Raw genomic sequence first — 22665 nt, forward strand, 5'->3', positions numbered from 1 at the left:
CGGCGATGAACGAAAAAGCTTGAAGTATTTGTGCATATTGCATAAAATATAACTGAGGTGATAATATGAAATATTCAGCTATGATAGAGCTTATTAAGACAAAATATCAGATAGATTTCGTTGAAATACAGCAAGATTCTGACTTTATTGACATAACTTTATTAGACAGGGAAGCATCTTTCTATAGAGATGATACTTTGTATATTGGTCACTTAGCACAGTTAAACAAGGAGATTAGTCCTCCGCCTTGCCTTTTATATTTTGATGATATTTCCCAAAATAATGTTAAATTTTTATTTAATAGTGCTCAAATAAAAGAAAGTGAATTTGCTGCTATATTTAACTTGATAAAGCAGGATTTGATTAAATCCCTAAAAGCAGAACAAGCTTATTCAAGAATGCTTAAAATGATATTAGATGGCAAAGGTCTATCTGCCATTTTGTGTGAGACAGCAAAGGCTTGCGGAAATCCTCTTGTGGTTCTTGATATAAGCGGCAAGATATTAGCCCATTCCAGCCCTTTTGATGTCCCTGATACTTTGTGGATACAGAGTGTAGAAAGAGGATATTGTCCCTATGAGTTTATGGATCATATTAAGCAAATAAGGTTAAAAAAAATATCCCCTAAAAATTCGGAGGCCTTTATCAGTATATGTTCTGACAACCAGCTCGTTTATCTCTGCAGCAAGATTGTTTCTGAGGATCGTCTTTTAGGATATGTATTCATGCTGCAGTTCAATTCACCCATCGATTCTCATAGCAAAGAACTCTTGCCATTGATCAGTCAAGCCGCTGGCGAGATGATACTTCGCAATCAGGATGATGTAGGACTCCGTTCTTACCTTTATCAGAGTATTCTTACCGATATGCTTACGGGTATCGATCCGGAACATGCCAATGCCCGCATTCAGGCTAGTGATCTCCTATTTCCTGAATGCATGAGAGTTCTCATTGCACGTCCTTCTTATTATCATGGCCATAATTATATTAAGGAAGAATTGATGAGCAGGCTTCAAAGAATTTTTGATAAAGCTCCTTCGCTTTATTATCGAAAGGAGCTGGTCTTAATACTACCTTTGAATGATGCTTATAATATAGACTCTTCCCAATTGGAAAAGCTAAAGTCTTTGGCTAAAGACGATCATCTGCAGGTGGGGATAAGCAACGCCTTTACTCAGCCCAGCTTTTTTGCAAACTATTATAACCAAGCAGATGAAGCTATTCGTTTTGCACAGCTTCTTGGCAGTGAAGAGAATATACATAACTACACAGAATATAGTTTTTATTCTATGCTTAGCACAATTCCGCTGGAAATACGATTAGGAAAGTTTTGCCACCCCGCATTGGCCAAGCTGCGCAGCTATGATCATGAAAAGGGAACAGAGTTTTATAATACCCTAAAAGCACTAACGGAAACAGGCTTTAATATGAAAAAAACCGCCGATATACTATATCTGCACAGGAATACTTTGAACTATCGCAAGCAGCGCATAGAAGAAATATGCGGTTCAAACTTTGACGACTCCAAATTGCTCTTTGAGCTGATGTATTCCTTTAAGATTGATAATTTTTTAGAGAAACAAGTATAACCAAATATGAGATTTCAGCCTTGGAATTGAACATCCGGGAGCCCGGACTGCTTCCATAACTGCCACGGGCAATTCATTACAGTATTTCTTCGATGATTTCTACCGCCCTTTTTACCAGTCCGGAGCAGGTATGCTTGAAAGCTTCTGCCTCTTTGGCTTTATTTAGCTCTTCAGCTATGCTTAAATCATATTTGATCAATTCGGTGCATTTTACAGACCCGAACTCAGCTTTAAAACGTCTGGTAAATTCTTGTATAGCTGAATATGTCTTATCTTTGGATACATTATCCTCCGTCCTGTATTTTCCGTACTTAAGTCCAATCAGCATAAACGCTCCTGTGACAGCTCCGCATGTCTCACCGATATATCCCATTCCGCCTCCGAATGCTCCGGCTATCTTCAAAGCCGTTTCCTTATCCAGATTATAATCTTCACAATAAGATGTAAATACCGCTTGGGCACAGCTAAAGCCTTCGCCGAAGCATTTAACTGCTAAATCCGCTTTTTCACTCATAGAGATTCTCCTCTCAATATACTTTAAAACAATCAATATCCCTAATGCTTGTGCATATTTATATTATATTATCTTTTCAAATGCAGTCAAATAGACATTTCTGCCGATCTCAATATCTTCTGTTTTTTTATATCCATTTTTCAAGTATAAGTTCACCGCCGGTTTATTTTCCTTTCCGGTGCATACTACTACCTTATTTATGCCGACTTCCGCCCCTTCTATAAAATTCACCATTTTTTGTGCAATGCCCATCCTGAAAAAGCTTGGGTGTACTGCAACCCGATGAATATCCAGAGTGTTTTCTATAACTTTATAGGAAATTATTCCGGCTAATACCTCATCTTCAAAATACCCATAAAATATTTCGCCGGACTTTCTTAGGCTGTCTATAGTATCCTTTAAAGGCGGTATATCATAAAAACCTATGATCTGCGCCTCGATTTTATATGAAGCCGCCTGCAATTCCAGCACCTTCTCGGCTGTCTCTTTGTCTTGCAAATCAAGCCTTCTCATCATGTAGCCCTCCTTTGTACTTACAGTTATGAATTCAGACCTTCTCATACATTATATCCCATTCTGCAGGCCGCACAGCCTGCCTACCCATTGATAGCATTCTTCCAGCTCCGCATCGCTTATCAAATGGGACTTATGCTCAAACAGAACCTTATAGCTCCCATTTACTTCATTTAAGGTCCTAAAGTATGCCGCCATATCGCCCCAGCCATCTTCCGGCTTCAAAGAGCTAAGTGCAGGATAATGCCCTGTTTCACTGATCCTGGCATTCCATAAATGCACTAAATGAGCATACCTGCCGAACTTTTTAACTATATCCAATCCGCTGAAATTATGGTCAATACAATCCTGCAGGTGGATTCTTCCGAAATCAAGGCATAGCCTGATATTTGGATAATCGTCCAGCAAGCCTTCCAGAAGGTTTGTGTCATATATATATCTATTCAGTGCATCCAATTCTAACACCGGGGTAAAATTATGCTTAATTCCTTTCTCAGATAATATTTGAAAGAAATTCCTGCTTCTCTCCTCAAAATACTCATAGGGCATTTCAGATTCATAGTAATACTCGGTATCATCTGAAAACCTCCAGATTTTCCAATCAACATTATCATCTAATATCACCGGCTTTGGATAATGAAGCAAAATATAGTCCGGATTTAACTCTTCTGCCCTGACAAATTCATTTTCCATATAACTAATGGATTCTTCATAGGTAACCTTATCTTTAGAAAGATATTGGGGATCTCTGGATCTCCATTGGTTCTTCAGCAATGGAAAATGAATGCCTACTTTCAGGTTTCCGCTGCTTATATTGTCTTTCAATATCCGCAGTTCCTCAATAGACTCAATTTGATTGACTTCGATTCCGAAAAAATAATCCCTGAAATCTCTGTTTTGCCTAGCGATATCAAATTTGTCAAACTGACCGATCAGAAATCTTTTCATTTGCTCCTCCTAAATCTGAATAGTATGATCTTCACCGCTAATATGTCTAGATATTACCATAAATATATGGTTTTTTCTATATGCTATATAAGCTGCAAAATTCTATAAAACTGAGCCGTATAAACTAAGACAAAATATGAGAATTATATTCTATGGGCTTTCAAACTGGCTATTATATAACGAAGCATAAAAGCCTCCCGCAGCCAGTAATTCCTCATGATTTCCATGCTCCGCAATATCTCCGTCCTTCATAACCAGGATCAGATCTGCGTCTCTTATGGTTGATAATCTATGGGCAATAATAAAGCTGGTCCTATCCTTCATCAGATTTTCCATAGCTCTTTGTATCAAAACTTCAGTACGAGTATCTACAGAACTTGTTGCTTCGTCCAATATCAGTATTTTAGGATCTGCCAATATTGCACGGGCTATAGTTAATAGCTGCTTCTGCCCTTGAGATATATTACCTGCTTCTTCATTTATCTCCATGTTGTATCCGTGGGGCAAGGTTTTTATGAAGGAATGGGCATGGGCAGTCTTAGCAGCCCTGATAACTTCCTCGTCTGCGGCATCCAGCCTGCCGTAGCGTATGTTTTCCATGATTGTGCCGTTAAACAACCAGGTGTCCTGCAGCACCATGCCAAACATGCTCCTCAAATCATCCCTGCAAAATTCCCTGATATCATGTCCGTCAATCAATATTCTCCCGCTGCTGACATCATAAAATCTCATTAGAAGCTTTACTATTGTAGTCTTTCCCGCTCCTGTAGGTCCTACTACGGCGACTCTCTGACCCGGCTTAATATCTGCATTGAAGCCCTTGATGACTATCTTATCCGTATCGTACCCGAAGCGCACATCCTCAAAGGATACTTGGCCTGCAATATTCATAGTGCCCACCGGATCATAATTCTCTTCGATTTCCTCCTGCTCCTCAAGAAATTCAAAAACCCTTTCTGAAGCCGCTGCTGTAGATTGAAGCACATTGGAAATTTGAGCCACCTGAGCTATAGGCTGACTGAACTGACGCACATATTGTATAAAGGAGAGTATATCCCCAACCTCGATAGCCTTTTTAACAGCAAGCCAACCGCCCATTATGCTCACTAAAACATATCCTATATTGCCGATAAATGTCATGATGGGCATCATCATACCGGATAAGAACTGTGATTTCCACGCCGAATTATATAGTTTATCATTCAGATCATTAAACTTTTCTACGGCTTTCCCCTCCCCATTGAAGGCCTTGACTATTATGTGGCTGCCGTATACTTCTTCAACATGGCCATTTACTTGGCCTAGATAAAGCTGCTGCTGCACAAAATATTTCTGAGACCTTTTAACTACCAAGGATATAAAGATAATGGACAGGGGCAAGATCAATATTGATACAAGAGTCATCGATCTGCTGATGGAAAGCATCATGACAACAGTACCGATCAGCATGATCACAGATGTAATTATCTGGGAAATGCTCTGGTTCAGAGTTTGGCTCACAGTATCAACGTCATTCGTTACTCTCGACAATACCTCTCCATGAGTTTTTGTATCAAAGTATTTCAATGGCAGCTTGTTTATCTTTTGTGATATTTCTTTCCTTAAGTTATAAGATACCTTTTGTGCCACTCCCGATAAGATAAAGCCCTGCACAAAGGAGAATACTGCACTGATAATATATAGCCCTAGCAAAAGAAGCACTGTATCTCCGATATACTCAAAATCAATGCCTGCACTCTGGGCGCCTGAAACCTTGCCTATCAATCCCTCAAAAATCTTTGTCGTGACTTTTCCAAGTATTTTAGGGCCTATGATCGAAAAAACAGAGCTTCCCACTGCAAAGAGTATCACTACAATAATTGAAAAAAGATAGGGCTTTAAATATCCTATTAGTTTTTTCATTGTTCCTTTAAAATCCTTAGGCTTTTCAGGAATACCCCTCATATGCCCTCCGCCCATTGGGCCTCTTCCCATTGGCTTCATGCCTGTTTTGGTTTCATTTTTTCTCATTTCACTCATTATGCAAGCTCCTCCATTGAAAGCTGTGATAAAGCTATTTGCCTATATACTTCGCATTCTTTCATAAGCTCTTTGTGGCTGCCTATGCCTGCAATTTTACCCTCATCAAGGACAATGATCCGGTCTGCATTTATGATCGTGCTTATCCTCTGTGCAACTATAAGCAAGGTGCTGTGGGCCGTCTCCCTCTTAAGGGCTTCGCGGAGCAGCGCATCGGTTTTAAAATCAAGGGCAGAAAAGCTGTCGTCAAAGATATATATATCAGGCTTTTTGACAAGCGCCCTGGCGATTGAAAGCCTCTGCTTCTGCCCGCCTGAAACATTGGAGCCGCCCTGAGAAATATCGGCTTTAAGCCCTTCAGGCTTTGCTTTTATGAATTCCGAAGCCTGGGCTATATCTGCCGCCTTAACCAGTTCTTCTTCAGATGCGGCTTCATTGCTATATTTCAGGTTGCTTTCTATAGTACCCGAAAAAAGAAGGGCTTTTTGGGGTACATATCCTATCCGGGCTCTTAATTCATGCTGAGGTACCTTGCTGATGTCCACGCCGTCAATCAGTATTTGACCCCCTGTTACATCATAGAAACGAGGTATGAGATTGATGAGCGTAGTTTTCCCGCTGCCGGTGCTGCCGATAAATGCAGTTGTCTGCCCGGGCTCAGCAGTAAAGCTTATATGCGAAAGGGCGTCCACTTCTGCGCCGGGATATCTGAAGCTCACATCCCTGAACTCAACATGGCCTCTTCTATTTTTCCCGAAATTCTGAGGCTTTTCAACATCTCTCACCAGTATCTCCGAGCTTAAGATCTCTTCTATGCGCTCAGCAGAAACAGCGGCCCGGGGCAGCATTATGGAAACCATGGAAATCATTAAAAACGCCATAATGATCTGCATAGTATACTGTATAAAAGCCATCATATTGCCAACCTGCATTGCACCCTGATCAATCTGACGAGCGCCTACCCAAACGATCAATAAAGTGACTCCATTCATGATCAGCATCATTGCCGGCATCATGAGAGACATTACTCTATTGATAAACAGATTCGTTTTTGTCAGGTCTCTGCTTGCAATATCAAATTTTTTCTCTTCATGCTTTTGAGTATTGAATGCACGTATGACCAATATCCCCGTAAGTATCTCTCTTGTTACCAGGTTCAGTCTATCTACAAGCTTTTGCACCGCTTTGAATTTCGGAATTGCTATATAAAACATAGCAGCCACTAAGATCAAAATAGCAGCTACCGCCACTCCAATAATCCAGGCCATGGAGTAATCGCTTTTAAAAACCTTTATTACCCCTCCTATACCTAATATGGGAGCATAGAAAACAATTCTCAAAAGCATTACCGTCAACATTTGAATCTGCTGAATATCATTAGTGGTTCGCGTGATCAGCGATGCGGTACTGAATTTATCAAATTCGCTGCTGGAAAAGCTTATGACCTTTCCGAATACATCTTTTCTAAGATTCATGGAAAGCCCTGCCCCAACCTTTGAACCAAAATATCCTACAGCTACGGTGACGCCCATGCTCAGCAATGCTATAAGCAGCATAATTGCACCGGAACGCAGTATATAGCTTGTTTGAATCTTATCAGTATCCATTCCTAAAATTTTATATTCCTTACGGATATAGGAGGTTGCGCCCTGGGTTATCATGGAATCGGGCATACCCGCAAACCTCTCACCAGCGCTGTTTTTCATAGACTCTATCTGAGCCGGCGGTATGTTCGAAAGAGATATGCCCATTTTCTCCAAAGCTTCTGCGGCAAGGATGGGCTTGCTCATGATCAAATTAAGCCGGCTTATTTCATTCTTTGAATTTGCATTCAATGTGTAAATAGGTTCTTCTGATAGACGAGGGTAAATCTTTGTATAATGATCGTAATCATTTTGAGATATGCTGCTTTTATCCAAAATAGTATAGCTTTTCGATACCTCCGCTTTATCTTCTTCATTCATAAATAGTATGAGTCTATCAAACTCGCTTTTGCGTATTGCTTTAGGTACTCCGTTCTCTATTCCGCCTTGCTGAATACCGATATTTACAATGTTAGAGGTGTAGCCAGGCAATGACAGATCACAAGCAGCCTGAACCCAAAGCAGCGCGATAATTGCAGTGATAGACACAATAAATGGCCTAAGATAACCTTTCAGCTTTAACATGTTTCATCTCCCTCGACATATTATTATAAAGGTGTTATAATATTATAAATACATGTTTATAATAAACAATTATTTACTATATTAAATTACACCTTAAGAATGTATTTGTCAATTGTTAAATTTGAACTATTATATGAAATAGTATTTACAAAATCATTTGATTTCAGAGAAGATATTGAGTGCATGGAAGGGATTGTGGTAGAATGCCGGATAAAATAATTGAGCAGTTGGCTAACGACCTTTTTCATTTAATGCCCATGTTTAAAAATAATCTTATCAAGCCTTTAGAAAAAACAGTAAAAACCTTAAGCCCTATGCAAATTCACATATTGCTATATTTGAAAGGCAAGGAACCTATCTCCATGTCGGAGCTTGCTGCCGGTTTAAACATTTTGAAGCAGCAAATGACTCATTTAACAGACAAGCTGGAAGAGAACAATTTGATTGTAAGAATTCATGATAAAAAAGACAGGCGCTCTGTCAAGGTATCAATTACACAATCAGGAATAGACTATCTCAATGATTTTCGAAAAGAAGCGCTGGATATGATCATGAGCAAACTTGAGCAATTATCGGCTGAGGATATTGATGAACTTCATGGGGCTATGCATAGCATATATAAGATAATGAAAAAGCTATCATAGATTATCTTGAGCATCAAAAAGACAGTTAAAGCTGTGTTAAGCTCCAACTGTCATATTTCTTATTGATTTAAAGGACTTTGCTTAGAAATTCCCTGGTTCTGCCGTTTTGAGGATTATTGAGAATTTCCTGCGGAGTTCCCTCTTCTGCTATAAGACCGTTGTCCATGAACAATATCCTGCTGCCGACTTCTCTCGCAAAGCCTATCTCATGTGTAACTACCACCATGGTCATGCCTTCTGCCGCCAGCCTTTTCATCACTTCCAAAACCTCTCCCACCATCTCGGGATCAAGAGCTGATGTGGGCTCATCAAAGAGCATTACCTCCGGCGACATGGCCAGCGCCCTTACTATCGCGATCCTCTGTTTTTGCCCTCCTGAAAGCTGGTTCGGATAACTGCCGGCTTTATCCTCAAGTCCGACCCTCCTCAGCAAATCCAGGGCTTCTTTTTCGGATTCTTTCTGGCTCTTCTTTTTTAGCTTTATGGTCGCTAAAGTTATATTTTCCATAACAGTCATATGAGGAAAAAGATTAAACTGCTGAAATACCATGCCCATCTTTTCTCTTTGCTTATCTATATTTGTTTTTTTGCTGTTCATTATGGTGTCCTTAAATAATATTTGGCCCTCATCCGGCACTTCAAGCATATTAAGGCATCTGAGGAAAGTGCTCTTTCCGGAGCCGCTTGGACCTATAACAACAACAACCTCTCCCTTTTCTATATGAGCATTTATACCTTTTAAAATATGAAGCTTTCCGAATCTTTTATGCAAATTTGATACTTTAATCACTTACTCTCATCCTCCTCTCAAGCAAACCAACAAGCTTGGATGCCGTAAAAGTGATGGAAAAATATATAACCGCAGCTACTATGAGAGGCTCAAAGCCCTTCGCCGTAGCACCTCTTACAATATCTCCGGCCTTAGTAAGCTCCATTATCCCTATTACTGATACGACGGAGGTTTCCTTAATCAAGGTAACAAATTCATTTCCCAATGCAGGAAGTATATTTTTGAAGGCTTGGGGTACTATTACATACCGCATTGCCATCGACTTTGTAAGCCCCAAGGATCTGGCGGCTTCCATCTGCCCTTTGCTTATGGATTGTATACCTGCCCGGATGATCTCAGCTACATACGCTCCGCTGTTGATTGCCACAGCTGCGGCTCCCGCCATAAAATCCGATGAATCGTAACCTATCAGCTTTGACAGCGCAGGTATCTCCGGAAAACTGATATATTGTGTTACACCAAAATAAAGTATCATTATTTGAATCAATATCGGTGTGCCTCTTATGATTTCAATATATGTCACTGCGACATATTTCAAGGCCTTATTATCCGACAATCTCAGCAATGCAAACATAAGGCCCAATATTATGCCAAAGAATAGTGCTATACAAGTAAGAAGTATCGTGTTTTTGGCACCGTTTATATAATACCAAGCGTATTTATTTAAAAATAAAAAGCTCAAAGTTCTTCCCCCTACAACTGCTTCCTCACATTTTCAAAAAATTATAATTATTCATTTAAATCAGCCTTATTCTGCAGCTTCAGAAGAAAGCTTTATTGCATTTGTCACATACTCGTCTATTTTGCCCTCATTGGCAAGTCTTTTTAATGTTTTGTCAACCTGCTCAAGCAGCTTTGTGTTTCCTTTTGCAACGGCTGCCGCTGCTCCCCCGACTTCATCCTGCACCTGTACTTCACTTATGATGAGTTCAGGATTTTCTTTGACATATGCTTTTGCAACAGGCAGCTCCACAATAATAGCATCGCATTTTTTTGATTTAAGATCCAAAACAAGATCTCCAACCTTTTTTAGAGTTTTTAATTGGCATCCTATCAATTGAGTGCCGGCTATTTTTTCTTGGGAAGTGCCTTGCTGTACTGTTACCTTCACATCTTTAAAATCCTCAGCAGTTTTATATTTATCTTTGTCTTCTGCCCTGATAACGACGCCTTGTTCAGCCTTATAATATATCTCTGAGAAATCTGCATTCTTTCTTTTTTCATTATCAGGAGTCATGCCCGCCAGAACCATATCGATCTTCCCCGCTTCAAGGGCGCCTAACAGTGCTGCGAAATCCATATCCTTGATCTCAAGCTCTTTTCCCATGTCCTTTGCAATCTCTGCAGCGATATCAATATCAAAGCCTACTATATTATCTTTTCCTCCATCCATCATGTGAAACTCATAGGGCGGATAATCCGCACTTGTACCTACCACAAGTTTATCTGCTTTTTTCCCGCATCCCGCAAAAGATAAAGCAATAATTGCTGTAACAGTTAGCAGAATTAATTTTTTTAACATCTTTTTCAACATTTCTTCCTCCTAACATCCCATCATCTATAATTTATTCACGAATCAACATTATACACTCAATCGCATTATTATGCAATGCTTTTGTATAAATAATCACAATTATTTCTGAAGCCCAAAATTTCCGGATATCATTGCCATGCTTGAACGAGACTTCATTCAGAGGGGGGATTGGAACCCCCACTGAATGTTAGTCGAGTCCATACTGGACTTAGCTGCTCTTGACACCTGCCGCCTATAGAGGCGGGGGTCTTAGAGCGGGTTAGTTCAGTGATCAACAATTAAAAGTGCAATTAAGAGCTTATGGCTGTCACAGCTAATGTTAATCGTACATAATATGGTAGTACTTAGATACTTATTTTCTTAATGCTGCACACTTAAGATAATTCATCGAATATATAGGGATTCTGCAGCAAAATATCAAACTTTTGGCGGTGTTTGACGTGAATATTAAATATAAGCTGGCATCAATTGTATCAAAGACTTTATGCAAGGTGTGCAGAGCTGCAAAGTTTGGAGGCACATCTTTTCCCGGTAAAGCAGCATCTATAATATACCCGGATGCATTAAAAGAAGCAGCTAAAAATTATAAAATAATCATGGTAACCGGAACCAATGGCAAAACAACAACAACCCATATTATAGGCCAGATCCTTGAAGAGAACGGCATCAAATATATAACAAACAAGTCAGGGGCAAATTTAACGGCTGGAATTGCCAGCACTTTTCTCAATTCAACAAAGCTTTTTGGAGAATCGCCTGTTCGGACTGCATTGATTGAAGTTGATGAGGCGGCATTCAATAAAATATGTGATTTTGTGGAACCTGACATTTTGATCGTCACAAATTTCTTCAGAGATCAGTTGGACCGCTACGGAGAGCTTTACTCAACTCTTAATAATGTCAGGCTCGGGGTGCAGAAATTAAAAAACACCAAGCTCATATTAAATGCGGATGATTCCATGTGTGCCTCCCTCGGCAGAGGCAGTGATAAAAGGCTTGTGTATTTCGGGATCGGCCCCAATGCATACAAGAATGCTGAGAAGCCAGCTTATTCGGATGCGATGTATTGTATCTATTGTAAAAATAAGTACATCTATTCTAATTATATATATGGACATCTGGGTGGATTTAGATGCACTAACTGCGGCTATATGAGGCCGCCTTCCAGCATCACATGTTCCAATATTGATGAATTGAACAGTTCTCACTCTCTGGTTCAGATATCAATTGAAAGCTCGGAAGGCAATAAAACTAAAAAAGAGTTATATAAGACCAGGATAGGCTTGCCAGGGCTTTATAACATATATAACTCTTTGGCAGCTCTATCTTGTGGGGCTGTTTTGGGCTTGCCAGTAAAAAATTCTTTAAAATGTCTAGGCAGCCTTAAAAGCGGATTTGGGAGAATGGAAGAAATTGATGCAGGTAATAAGAAAATCTGGATAATTTTAGTGAAAAATCCCTCCGGCTTCAATCAAGCTATTGATTTGCTTACAAAAGCAAAAAAACAAAGCCAAATTGCCCTCATAATAAATGATAAGGTTGCCGACGGAACTGATATTTCATGGCTATGGGATGTGAACTTCGGAAAGCTGCAGCGGGCATCGGAGGAAACCGGCAATATTTTTGTTTCCGGCATCAGAGCAGAGGACATGGCCCTAAGATTAAAATACGATGATTTCAATACAGCGAAAATAAGTATAATAAAAGATTATGACAAAATGATATGCGAAGGCTTAGATAATTCATTGGAGGACAGCAGTTTTTATATATTGGCGTCCTATACTGCAATGCTTGATATCAGGAAGCACCTGAAGGACAAGTTTGGGCTCAAGGAGTTCTGGGAGTAAAACGGCAGGCTGCGTACTTAGGAAATATAGAGGTGTAAAAATATGTATGAACTCAGGATATGTCATCTTTATCCAAACTTATTGAATTTGTACGGAGATATAGGAAATATTAAGGCTCTAAAAAAACGTTCAGAATGGCGCGGAATGAGCGCAAAGATAATAAATTTGACTATTGGCGAGAGCTTCGTCCCCGAAAACTATGACATAGTTTTTCTCGGAGGCGGTCAAGATTATGAGCAAGAAATTGCACAAAACGATTTGTTGAAGCAAAAATCCAATGAAATCAAAAATGCAATAAAAAGTGATAAAGTCTTTTTATGCATATGCGGCGGATACCAAATGCTCGGCAAGTATTATAAAACCTGGGATGGCAAGGAGATCGAATTCCTCGGCGCACTGGATCTCTGGACGATAGGAAGCAAAAAAAGAATGGTGGGAAATATAGTATTTCAATGCGACTTCCTTCAGTCAGAGGATTGTGACGGAAGAATAGTAGGCTTTGAAAACCATTCCGGAAAAACCTATCTCGGTCCGGAAGTTAAACCTCTGGGAAAGGTCTTAAAAGGGTATGGAAATAACGGTGAAGATGGCTGCGAGGGCGCAATCTATAAAAATGTATATTGTTCATATTCTCATGGCAGCTTGCTTCCTAAAAACCCTGCATTAGCCGACCATCTGATCACAAAAGCACTGAAGCAGAAATATAAAGATTTCACCTGTTTATCACAGCTTGATGATAAATTCGAAAGGTTAGCTCATGATTCAATGATCAAAAGGGTGATAGGTAAATAAAATGCCTATCACCTTGTCTTTTTTATTTCCAGCCACTCTGTTTTCAATAAATCCATATATACTACGTCACTGAAAGTCCCTTTCCTGCTGTCAAAAAAACCTTCTCTGATTATCCCTATTTCTTTAAAGCCCAGCTGCTTATATAATTTATGCGCTCTTTCATTGTCTATCATTGAGGTCAGCTCAATCTTGTTGAGATTCAGCGATCTAAACAAAAAATCTATGAAATGATATAGAGCATCCTTCCCATAGCCTTTCCCCTGTTCCACCATCTCACATATCTTAATGCCAAATTCACATTTCTGGTTTCTTGGACTCCAATCAGCATAATTAATTTCACCTATCGGTTCCATAGTAGCTTTCTTGCAGATGATAAACCTTTTCTTTTCCGGTAAAATATTGTAGCTTTCAATTTCATCAGTGATATTCTTTCTTATGGCTTCTTTGCTTTGCATTGTTCCGAAGGGAAAAGTTGCATGAGCCATCATCTCCCCGTCGTTCCACCATTTATATAGATAATCTTCATCTCCCAGCTCTAATTGTCTGATAATAACATTCTCTCCTGTTATCATAGTACACTCTCCTCTCATTGATCCCGTCCATATAATGCTTCTTATTTCCGGTGTATGTGACTAAAAACACTTATTCTACCGCCTTTACCGAAACAGCTGTTTAGTTTCCTCATACCTATCCATGGGTAATATCTCAATATCCATTTTATTCCCCTAAATAAGTACTACTTTTAACCAATATATTTACTTAGAAACTGTATAACCCTTTCGAACGCATTTTTTACTTCTATATTATTAAAGTCTCTATCAAATACAGACAAATCCATTATATTTGACTTAAAGAATTAAAGTTTTCAGGCGTATTACCGTCTATTTTCCTTAAGATTGCTTCTAATATTTCTATTTTAATATTCCGATAAGGATGGCTTTCACTAAGTTCATTAATCAATCTTTTTACTTCGACATCGTCTTTAAATTCATTCATTGACTTAATATAATCACAATTATTTTTTTATAGATTTTATTGAACCGCCCACCTATTTCCTTGTTTCTATTTTTTATATCAGTCAATATATCGTTCAGATATCTTCTTGATATTGTATAAAATCCGGCAATTCTATCCTTCACGCTTTGATCATCTCCTCATCAAATTGAACCTATAGTTATGCTTTATCCCTGGTTAAGGGATCAAGCGGCTCAGTTCATAGTATGAATAAGCTTCTGTTTTCTAATACTATAGATCAAATGCGGCATATCTTTGCCTGAATGATGCTTTATATATACATTTTCAACTTCCATTCCTAGTTTTTCAGCTACTCTCCGCGAACTCAAATTCTCAGGTCTGATTTGTGCTATAACCTTGGCCGCATTAAGGGTATTAAAAGCATATTCAATGCTTGCCTTTGCACCTTCCACAGCATATCCTTTATTCCAATATCTCTTATTCAAAATGTAAGCTATACCAATATATCTTACACCTTCTATATCTTCAATCAATGGTCCGATGACTCCAATAAACTGGTTTGTTTCTTTTTCAATGGCTGCATAATAGCTGAATCCGTCTGCCTCATATCTCTTGATATTCTTATCTATCCACTCTGCTACTTCAGAATCAGAAAAAGCATGCTCCCATGCATACATAACCTCAATGTCTTGCAATATTTCACAAAGGTCATCGAAATCATCGGGAGTTATTTTTCTCAATTTTAATCTTTCGCTTTCTATAATACAATTCATTTAATTCACTCCTGCTATAAATACTAATATCCGGTCACTTGTGAAGCTATATTGCACTTATATCAGCCTAAATCGTGAGAATACACTATATTAAAATCATTTTCATTTACAATAGATAGTTCCATCTTCACAATTTTCCCACTGAATTGAATAAATTTTTTTGACATTTCACCAATAATAGCACCCAAGTTTTCTGTTTCACTATAATAAAGAGATATATGAGGCAGCCATAGCCCACTATCTGCTCTTGTCCACTTATTACAATAAGAATCATATTTCTGATGATATTCCTCATAATATCTCAATAGTTTTCCTGAAGTAGAAGGTATACAAGCTATACAGTTAGTTGTTAGTAACCCTAATGCTGTACAGTTGATATCGAATGACTTTTTCCCTTCTGCAAACTTTTTAGTATATTGAATAATCTTATCTACATCAACATCAGTAAAATTTGCAAAAGTAATATGTCCATAGATAGGATTATATTCAATATCAAATACATCTAAAGCTTTTCTAATTATGTCTAATTTCTGATTTGTTGTTTCATCTAGTACCCAAATGGCACATACTTCATTAACCATTTGTACCTCCAAACTTTATATAAATAATCCTTATCTTACTTTCATATGTAAATATTACCATATATGCTTTTCTATTTCTACATACTATTGTTATTTATCTGATCAACGTGAAAGGACGCCCATTGGGCGCCCTTATTAAGCATTATGAAATTGAGCCTCCCAGGTTAAGGCATGCTCTAAACATCATGAAAAGCTTTAAATAATCATCGGATTCAATTCTGATGGTTTTTTCGTCAAGCCTCAGAGCTTCAGGAAAAAGCATAGCACTCTCTGCCATAACTTCTCTATTGAACTCGATGTCCATAGTGATATTCCCTTGGTATTTTATGACAGGTTTTAGCTTTATATTTTTTAAAGCTTCTGCGAACTTTGCTTTATATAGCTCTCTTACTGCTTGCTGAGACAGATTGTGAGCACAATATCTTGATATCGCCCTTTTAACTATTATTGTTTCCAGATCGCCGATTTCTTCTTTAGCTTGGGCTGCAAGCTTATCATCGCCTGCTATGGCAAGGATCGGCACCCCCCAATATCCAGCCACACCGGAATTTATGCCGCATTCTCCCATCTTCTTGCCGTTCACGGTTATATTGGCTATAGTCTTGCCAGAGTATGTATGGTTGAATAATCCGTTTATTGTGCCGGCTCTTGAATGATATCCTACATATATGACCCCGTCGAAGGTTTCATTTATTCCTTCCATCATGCTTAAAGACTTTGGACTTCCGCTGATGAGCTGGGCTCTGGGGTCCAGTTCCTCAATAATAAGATTGTCCATATTGCCGTGAGAGTCATTGACCACTACTTCAGTTGCTCCATTATTAAAGGCTTCTTCTATAGCCCAGTTTGCTTCCTGTGTCATCAGCTTCCTGGCGCGATTATACTCCTTTGAGTCCCTGTCCACATGTGCTGAGGAGACTAAACCCCATATTCCTTCCATATCAACAGATATAAATATTTTCATTTATTGTTGCTCCTTTCATCTGCGTATATAATTATCTTAGCGGAACGGTCAAGATCGTTCCCTACCGTGGGCGCAATCTTGCCCTGTATTGCTCTAATTCCTTATCATTTCCCAGCACAAAATGCTCCGGCTCAATCTGTACCCATTCAGGCGTATCATCTTTGTAGTCATGGCAGCCCGGATCGTATATCTCAAGAGTCTTTTCCTTCTCGCGCCTCGGGTCAGGCAATGGTATAGCCGAGAGCAAAGAACGGGTATATGGATGCAGCGGATTTTTAAAAAGCTTTTCCGTTTCGGCAAGCTCTACTATCTTGCCTTTGTGTATTACAGCCAGCCTATCCGTAATAAAACGTACTACAGATAGGTCATGGGCTATGAACAGGTATGTCAGTCCCTTGCTTTTTTGGAGCTCAGACAACAGATTCAATACTTGGGCTCGGATGGAAACATCCAGGGCGGATATAGGTTCATCCGCAATTATTAGCTCCGGCTCCATGACTAAGGTCCTCGCAATTCCGATCCTCTGCCTTTGCCCCCCTGAAAACTCGTGAGGAAAGCGGCTCAAAAACTCCGGGAGCAGCCCAACATCCATTAAGGCTTTCTCGACTTTTGCTTTCCTTTCTTCCTCACTTTTATAACTTTTTATATTATAAAGGCCCTCTGATACTATATAATCAACTTTTGCCCTTTCGTTTAAGGAAGCCATCGGGTCTTGAAATATCATCTGGATTTTTCTAGTGACTTCTTTATCCAGTTCCTTGTCTATATCCCCATTTATCTTCTTCCCTTTAAAAATTACTTCACCGGCAGTTGTTTCGTTCAAACGTATGATGGCTCTTCCTATGGTGGTTTTGCCTGAACCTGATTCTCCCACCAGTCCAAAGGTCTCTCCTTTGTAAATATGAAAACTTACATTATCTACGGCGGCAAATCTGTTCTTTTTTGACTTGCCGAACTCCACACGCAGATTCTTAACATCCAGCAGAATTTCTCTTTGACCATCATGCATCTTTGCTCAACCCCCATTGCTTGCGAAGTATAGCAATAGATTCAGGCGGCTCCACCTTTGGCGCACGCGGATCCAGCAGCCAGGTCTTTGCCTTGTGGGTAGGGCTTACGGTGAAATAGGGAGCCTTCTCTACGAAATCAATTTTGAGGGCTCTAGGGTTTCGAGGCGCAAAAGCATCTCCCTTTATATCATAGAACAGGTTCGGCGGCGTACCCTTGATAGAATGCAAGGGCTTTCCCTTGACTCCCAGTTGGGGCAGCGATGAAAGCAGGGCCCAGGTATACGGATGCTGGGCATTGTAAAAGACCTCTTCACATCTTCCTATCTCTACTATATCCCCGGCATACATTACTGCTACTCTATCAGCCACATTAGCCACAACGCCTAAGTCGTGGGTGATATATATGGTAGTCAAGTTGTATTTATTTTTGAGTCTTTTTAAAAGGCTCAATATCTGTGCTTGTATCGTTACATCCAATGCTGTAGTGGGCTCATCGCATATTAGTATTTTGGGTCTGCAGGCTGCAGCTATGGCTATGACGACTCTTTGCCTCATGCCTCCTGAGAATTCATGAGGGTACTGCTTATATCGCCTTTCCGGTTCAGATATGCCCACATCATTCAATATATCAAGCACAACTTTTTTGGCTTCTTCTTTTTTTAAGCCTTGATGAAGTTCAACAGCTTCTTGAACTTGCTTTCCTATTGTTTTCAAAGGATTTAGAGAGGTCATAGGGTCCTGGAAGACCATTGCAATATTCTTGCCGCGAATTTTAATCCAATCATCTTCCGTTTTAAACCTTGCCAGGTTCTCTCCGTTATAAAGTATACTTCCCGAAGCTACCCATCCGTTTCCATCCAAAAGGCCCATAAAGGTCTTGGTAAAAACCGATTTGCCCGACCCTGATTCCCCTACTATTGCCAAGCTTTCTCCCTCGTATAAATCCAGTGAGGCTTCTCTGATTGCCGTTAAAATCCTGCCCCGCAGCTTAAACTTTACAACTAGGTCTGAAACAGATAATATGATCTTTGAATCTATCATATCAGCACCTCCTAAACATGGTTTCGCGGGTCAGCTGCATCCGCAAATACATTGCCCATCACATAAAATGATATTGTAACCATAGATAAAACTATGGCAGGAAAAATCAGCTGATATCTGAGTGATTCAACCATCATAAGAGCTCTTCCTTCGTTGATGAGATTTCCCAGTGATGGGATGCTGACAGGCAGTCCAAGGCCTATATATGTCAAAAAAACCTCGTATCCTATTGCTGCGGGAATAGCCAGAGCCATTCTAAGCATGATAACGGATACTAAATAAGGGAGCAGATTTTTCGTTATTATCCTGCCAGTAGGGGTTCCAAGACACTTTGATGCCAGATTATACTCTCTGTCTCTTATTATGACTATCAGGTTTCGCACAAAACGTGCCATCCCCAGCCACCCTGTCATACACATGGCTATGATCATGGTCGATAAGCTGGGTCTCATAATATATGTCATAAGGATCAATATAATGGTTACAGGTATATTGTCCAACACATTATATATTTCGGTTATGGGGCGATCCAAAACCCTCACATATCCCCAAAGAGCTCCTATCATTATTCCTGCTATAGCTTCCCAGATTCCTACCGCAATCCCGATCAAAAGTGAGGTTCGGGTTCCGCTCCATATGCGGGACCATAGGTCCTGGCCGATAGAGTTGGTTCCGAACCAGAACTCAGAATCCGGCGGATGGTTTCTTAGCTGCATATTGGTTTTCGAATCGATATATATTTTAGTGGGAAGCTTCTGATCCGGCAAATATGGCTGTATTATCGTGAACAATATCAATACTGTCATCAATACTAAAAGAAACAAAGCCGCTTTATTTCTTATAAATACTTGCCATGTGGAGCGCCAGTACGAATAGTTTGAGTATCCGGCTCTTTGAGCCTCTTTATCATCATATTCCGCAAATTCAAAAAGGCTTTCATTGATCCCGTCAGACAGCTTATTTATTTTGGCATTACTCATTACCTGGCACCTCCCTTTTTCTCAAGGTTGATCCTGGGATCGAATATGGCCATAAGTATGTCGCCTAAAAACAAGCCGATTATTCCAATGGAGGAATATATGAGCACCAAAGCCTGCACTACCGTATTATCCTGCCTTTGTATTACGTCAACCAGCAAGCCTCCCATACCGGGTATCGAATACAAGGATTCAATATATATTGAGCCGGATATGGTATACAAGAGGGTGCTTGGCAAATACTGGGCCATGGGGACAAAGGCATTGCGGAAAACATGCCTGACCATGATTGTCTTATTTCTCAATCCCTTGGCTCTGGCCAGCTTTACATAATCCTTATTCAATTCATCCACCATATACCGTCTCATCCACATTGCATAGGACGCCGTGCCTCCCAATGACATAGATATGGCAGGCAGAATCCAGCTGACAGGTTGATCCGGCTTGAACAGAATAGGAAGCTTCAGTATATCTGTCACGTACAACTGGAGAAATAGGTAATAAACCGCAGCAGGAACCGCATTGACGAACACAATATAGCCGGTGCCCAGCTTATCCCATATTTTGGCCTTGCTTCGCGCCATTATGATGCCCAGAGATATGCCTGCTACTAAAGATATTGCCACAGCAGTCAGACCAAAGTATAGTGAATAAGGGACTTTAGCTTTGAGAATTTCTGCAATAGATACCTTAGGCCTGTATATCATTGACTTTCCCAAGTCTCCCTTTAATAAAGAAGCATAAAAATTCTTCAGCTGTATGGGTATGGGATCTCTAAGCCCCATAGAGGTCAATATGGCCTCACGCTGTGCCGGGTCAAGCTTTTCATAGGCCTGGCCAAAATATCCTTCCTCGGGCATCAATCGCATGAGAAGAAACACGATGGTAAGAATTATAAAAAGCGTTGCCAAAGACTGAGCAAGTCTTTTTAGCGAATACCTTAACATTTCTCTCCCCCTTTAGAATAACTAAAGCCTGCATTTGCCGAAAGTATATTGCAGGCTTTAGTCTTAGAAGCTTAGAAAGGTCTGTCTGATCTATTTCGCTGCCTTCAATGCTTCAGCACGTTCTTTTTCCCAGATTGCAAGTCCTTCTGTATATTGCTCCGAATTCATAGGCTTCTCCATAACCTTTTGGCCCTTGTATCTTTCAGAAGAAAGTCCAAAGGGTGAATATTGAGATTCAAAGGGATTTAATCTAGAAGCCACGTATCCGCCTCCGCCTGCCGCATATGGTATCACAAAAGCCTGATCTATGAAAAAAGCTTCGGCTTCGGCAAACAAAGTGTAGCGTCTAGCCATATCCAATACTTCAGCCTTAGCTGCATTTACCATGTTTTCATAGGTATTTTTCCCGTTAGCTTCTCTATAGCCTTCAGCCAGATGAGGCCAGCTATAGTTATTGTCCGGAGCGAAAGGATCAGTATAGGTCTCCGGGTCGGCATAATCCGGTCCCCAGTTGCACTCCAGGAAAGCATAATTGGCCGCACGTCTTACATCCTTTAAGAAACCTGTCGGCGGCTTGGGATCGAGTATTATATCTATATAATCTGTTCCCAACAGGTTTTCCATCTGCTGTTCAATCACTTGTGCCCTATTTGTCCATTCAGTCATGCCGGTGTTGTAAGGCATCAGCACTTTGACCGGGAATTTGGCCTTGCCTTTTAATTCAGCCAAAGCTTTCTCCTTGAATTCCAGGGCAAGCTTTGAGTTGAAGGAATCAGTATTTGTAAAGTCGGCCAGCTTTCCGATCCGGGTATAATCTGTACCATCCAGGTCAACAAAGTTCTTGGGTGTAATAGTGTTTAATATCCTCTTCTCCGGATCATAAGGCTCTGATGTAAGCATGGCAGCCTTCCTGTCCAGTGCATGGAACAGAGACTTTCTGAAATTCAGATTGTTTACAGCCGTTTTCCAGTTATCCGGCTCAAATTCCGCTGGAAACTTGGGATCAAAGTTGAAGCAATAGAAATAAGTATAGAAAGATGTTCTTTGAGGGCGCAGCTTATCTTTCTTTGTTTCATCCTTCATCCATTCATCGATTATTGATGAAGGCAGCTCCGCATAATCTATTTCTCCGCGCAGCACCAGCTCCGGAGCCAAAGTGGCTGCTTCTTTGTTATAGGTTTGAGTTATTTTCTTGATGTATATATTTTCTTTGTCCCAATAGTTCTCATTTGCTGCAAGGACCCTTCTGGTTTGAGGCTCATATGTTTCCATTATATAAGCTCCATTGTACAGGATATTTGCATTGTCAGTACCGAATTTGTCTCCAGCTTCACTTAAGAATTTTCCATTGACAGGGAAGAAGCATACATAAGTAAGCATCGATAAGAAATATGGCGTTGGTTTTTCCAGAGTATACTCTAATGTGTATTTATCTTTAGTTTTTATTCCTACTTGTTCAAAATCTGTGATCTCTGCATTGTAGAATTTTTCAGCATTCTTTATAACGCTATAGGCAATATTGGCGGTTTGCGACTCATTCTTGCTATCCAGAACATACTTCATTGCATCTACAAAGTCTTGTGCCGTAAGCTCTGCATATTCCTTGCCTTCATGAGTCACCCATTTTACGCCTTCACGAAGTTTGAGTGTCCACACTAAACCGTCGTCTGATAGCTTCCATTCTGTTGCCAAGCATGGCTGTGCCACTCCATATCTGTCGTAATCGATGAGAGAATCCACAAAATTGGCTGCCAATGCGAATTCATTTGTGCTGGCAGTTATAAGATAGTTAAGCGTGGTTATCTCTCCGGAATAAACCGTCCTATACTCCTGAGTTACCTCAGCAGGTCCTGCGGTTGTCGGCTGCCCTCCTCCCGTGCAGCCTGCCAAAACCATTAACAGCGCCAACATTAAAGCCATTACCCTTTTCATTTTTACCCTCCTCATTTTTAAATTCCCTTGTGATTCGGCAACACACTGCAAGAATTTATCCTATTAACTAATGGCCCTTATGGGGCCTTAGCTTAGGAGCGGTTTGG

General features: G+C 40.0%; 21 protein-coding genes. 4 read left to right on the top strand and 17 right to left on the bottom strand.

Features of this window, described 5'->3' with window-relative positions; genetic code table 11:
* Positions 1 to 65: 65 nt before the first annotated feature.
* Positions 66 to 1589: a PucR family transcriptional regulator gene (locus tag AC4HCY_RS16485; protein ID WP_323430672.1), complete on the top strand. Its 1524-nt coding sequence runs from the start codon at positions 66 to 68 to the stop codon at positions 1587 to 1589.
* A gap of 76 nt (positions 1590 to 1665) precedes the next feature.
* On the opposite strand, the gene AC4HCY_RS16490 is transcribed toward AC4HCY_RS16485, so the two are convergent.
* From AC4HCY_RS16490 to AC4HCY_RS16510, 5 genes are all read right to left on the bottom strand, one after another.
* Positions 1666 to 2103 carry a C-GCAxxG-C-C family protein gene (locus AC4HCY_RS16490; RefSeq protein WP_323430673.1) on the bottom strand — a complete coding sequence of 146 codons (438 nt, stop codon included), beginning with the start codon at positions 2101 to 2103 and terminating at the stop codon, positions 1666 to 1668.
* A gap of 63 nt (positions 2104 to 2166) precedes the next feature.
* The gene (locus tag AC4HCY_RS16495; protein WP_491094650.1) at positions 2167 to 2619 is read right to left on the bottom strand and encodes a GNAT family N-acetyltransferase; all 453 of its coding nucleotides are present in this window, start codon (positions 2617 to 2619) and stop codon (positions 2167 to 2169) included.
* Positions 2620 to 2667: 48 nt separating this feature from the next.
* Positions 2668 to 3564 (bottom strand): sugar phosphate isomerase/epimerase, encoded by an 897-nt coding sequence (locus AC4HCY_RS16500; RefSeq protein ID WP_491094651.1) that lies wholly within the window; start codon positions 3562 to 3564, stop codon positions 2668 to 2670.
* A 150-nt stretch (positions 3565 to 3714) separates the two neighbouring features.
* Complete coding sequence (locus AC4HCY_RS16505) at positions 3715 to 5583, bottom strand: ABC transporter ATP-binding protein (RefSeq protein WP_323430676.1); 1869 nt, start codon at positions 5581 to 5583, stop codon at positions 3715 to 3717.
* Positions 5583 to 7751 carry an ABC transporter ATP-binding protein gene (locus AC4HCY_RS16510; protein ID WP_491094652.1) on the bottom strand — a complete coding sequence of 723 codons (2169 nt, stop codon included), beginning with the start codon at positions 7749 to 7751 and terminating at the stop codon, positions 5583 to 5585. The genes AC4HCY_RS16505 and AC4HCY_RS16510 overlap by 1 nt, the downstream gene beginning before the upstream one ends.
* Before the next feature lie 203 nt (positions 7752 to 7954).
* On the opposite strand from AC4HCY_RS16510, the gene AC4HCY_RS16515 reads away from it, so the two are divergent.
* Positions 7955 to 8395 carry a MarR family winged helix-turn-helix transcriptional regulator gene (locus AC4HCY_RS16515; protein WP_491094653.1) on the top strand — a complete coding sequence of 147 codons (441 nt, stop codon included), beginning with the start codon at positions 7955 to 7957 and terminating at the stop codon, positions 8393 to 8395.
* Positions 8396 to 8462: 67 nt separating this feature from the next.
* Here AC4HCY_RS16515 and AC4HCY_RS16520 read toward each other — a convergent pair whose 3' ends face one another.
* The 3 genes from AC4HCY_RS16520 to AC4HCY_RS16530 all read right to left on the bottom strand — a co-directional run bounded on the left by AC4HCY_RS16520 (position 8463) and on the right by AC4HCY_RS16530 (position 10719).
* Positions 8463 to 9185, bottom strand: coding sequence for an amino acid ABC transporter ATP-binding protein (locus tag AC4HCY_RS16520; protein ID WP_323430679.1), 723 nt, complete (start codon positions 9183 to 9185; stop codon positions 8463 to 8465).
* On the bottom strand, positions 9178 to 9867 hold the full coding sequence (locus AC4HCY_RS16525) for an amino acid ABC transporter permease (protein WP_323430680.1): 690 nt from the start codon (positions 9865 to 9867) through the stop codon (positions 9178 to 9180). Before AC4HCY_RS16525 ends, AC4HCY_RS16520 begins: the two co-directional genes overlap by 8 nt.
* A gap of 66 nt (positions 9868 to 9933) precedes the next feature.
* Complete coding sequence (locus AC4HCY_RS16530) at positions 9934 to 10719, bottom strand: transporter substrate-binding domain-containing protein (RefSeq protein WP_323430681.1); 786 nt, start codon at positions 10717 to 10719, stop codon at positions 9934 to 9936.
* 440 nt (positions 10720 to 11159) lie between these two features.
* On the opposite strand from AC4HCY_RS16530, the gene AC4HCY_RS16535 reads away from it, so the two are divergent.
* Entirely contained in the window at positions 11160 to 12566 is a 1407-nt protein-coding gene (locus AC4HCY_RS16535; protein ID WP_491094654.1) for a MurT ligase domain-containing protein, read from the top strand.
* Between the two features lie 42 nt (positions 12567 to 12608).
* The gene (locus tag AC4HCY_RS16540; RefSeq protein WP_323430683.1) at positions 12609 to 13358 is read left to right on the top strand and encodes a type 1 glutamine amidotransferase; all 750 of its coding nucleotides are present in this window, start codon (positions 12609 to 12611) and stop codon (positions 13356 to 13358) included.
* A gap of 8 nt (positions 13359 to 13366) precedes the next feature.
* Here the strand turns inward: AC4HCY_RS16540 and AC4HCY_RS16545 are convergent, their stop codons facing one another.
* The 9 genes from AC4HCY_RS16545 to AC4HCY_RS16585 form a co-directional block, all read right to left on the bottom strand.
* Complete coding sequence (locus AC4HCY_RS16545; RefSeq protein WP_323430684.1) at positions 13367 to 13930, bottom strand: GNAT family N-acetyltransferase; 564 nt, start codon at positions 13928 to 13930, stop codon at positions 13367 to 13369.
* Between the two features lie 636 nt (positions 13931 to 14566).
* Positions 14567 to 15106 (bottom strand): GNAT family N-acetyltransferase, encoded by a 540-nt coding sequence (locus AC4HCY_RS16550; protein ID WP_323430686.1) that lies wholly within the window; start codon positions 15104 to 15106, stop codon positions 14567 to 14569.
* Positions 15107 to 15168: 62 nt separating this feature from the next.
* Positions 15169 to 15687 (bottom strand): hypothetical protein, encoded by a 519-nt coding sequence (locus AC4HCY_RS16555; RefSeq protein WP_491094655.1) that lies wholly within the window; start codon positions 15685 to 15687, stop codon positions 15169 to 15171.
* Positions 15688 to 15829: 142 nt separating this feature from the next.
* Entirely contained in the window at positions 15830 to 16651 is an 822-nt protein-coding gene (locus tag AC4HCY_RS16560) for a M55 family metallopeptidase (protein WP_491094656.1), read from the bottom strand.
* Between the two features lie 61 nt (positions 16652 to 16712).
* On the bottom strand, positions 16713 to 17660 hold the full coding sequence (locus AC4HCY_RS16565; protein ID WP_491094657.1) for an ATP-binding cassette domain-containing protein: 948 nt from the start codon (positions 17658 to 17660) through the stop codon (positions 16713 to 16715).
* On the bottom strand, positions 17653 to 18702 hold the full coding sequence (locus AC4HCY_RS16570; protein ID WP_323430690.1) for an ABC transporter ATP-binding protein: 1050 nt from the start codon (positions 18700 to 18702) through the stop codon (positions 17653 to 17655). Before AC4HCY_RS16570 ends, AC4HCY_RS16565 begins: the two co-directional genes overlap by 8 nt.
* Before the next feature lie 11 nt (positions 18703 to 18713).
* Positions 18714 to 19682, bottom strand: coding sequence for an ABC transporter permease (locus AC4HCY_RS16575; protein WP_491094658.1), 969 nt, complete (start codon positions 19680 to 19682; stop codon positions 18714 to 18716).
* Positions 19682 to 20626: an ABC transporter permease gene (locus AC4HCY_RS16580; RefSeq protein WP_491094659.1), complete on the bottom strand. Its 945-nt coding sequence runs from the start codon at positions 20624 to 20626 to the stop codon at positions 19682 to 19684. Before AC4HCY_RS16580 ends, AC4HCY_RS16575 begins: the two co-directional genes overlap by 1 nt.
* Before the next feature lie 90 nt (positions 20627 to 20716).
* Positions 20717 to 22558 (bottom strand): peptide ABC transporter substrate-binding protein, encoded by a 1842-nt coding sequence (locus AC4HCY_RS16585; protein ID WP_491094660.1) that lies wholly within the window; start codon positions 22556 to 22558, stop codon positions 20717 to 20719.
* Positions 22559 to 22665 lie beyond the last annotated feature (107 nt).

The organism is Lutispora sp. QWL-02 (genome assembly GCF_058315355.1).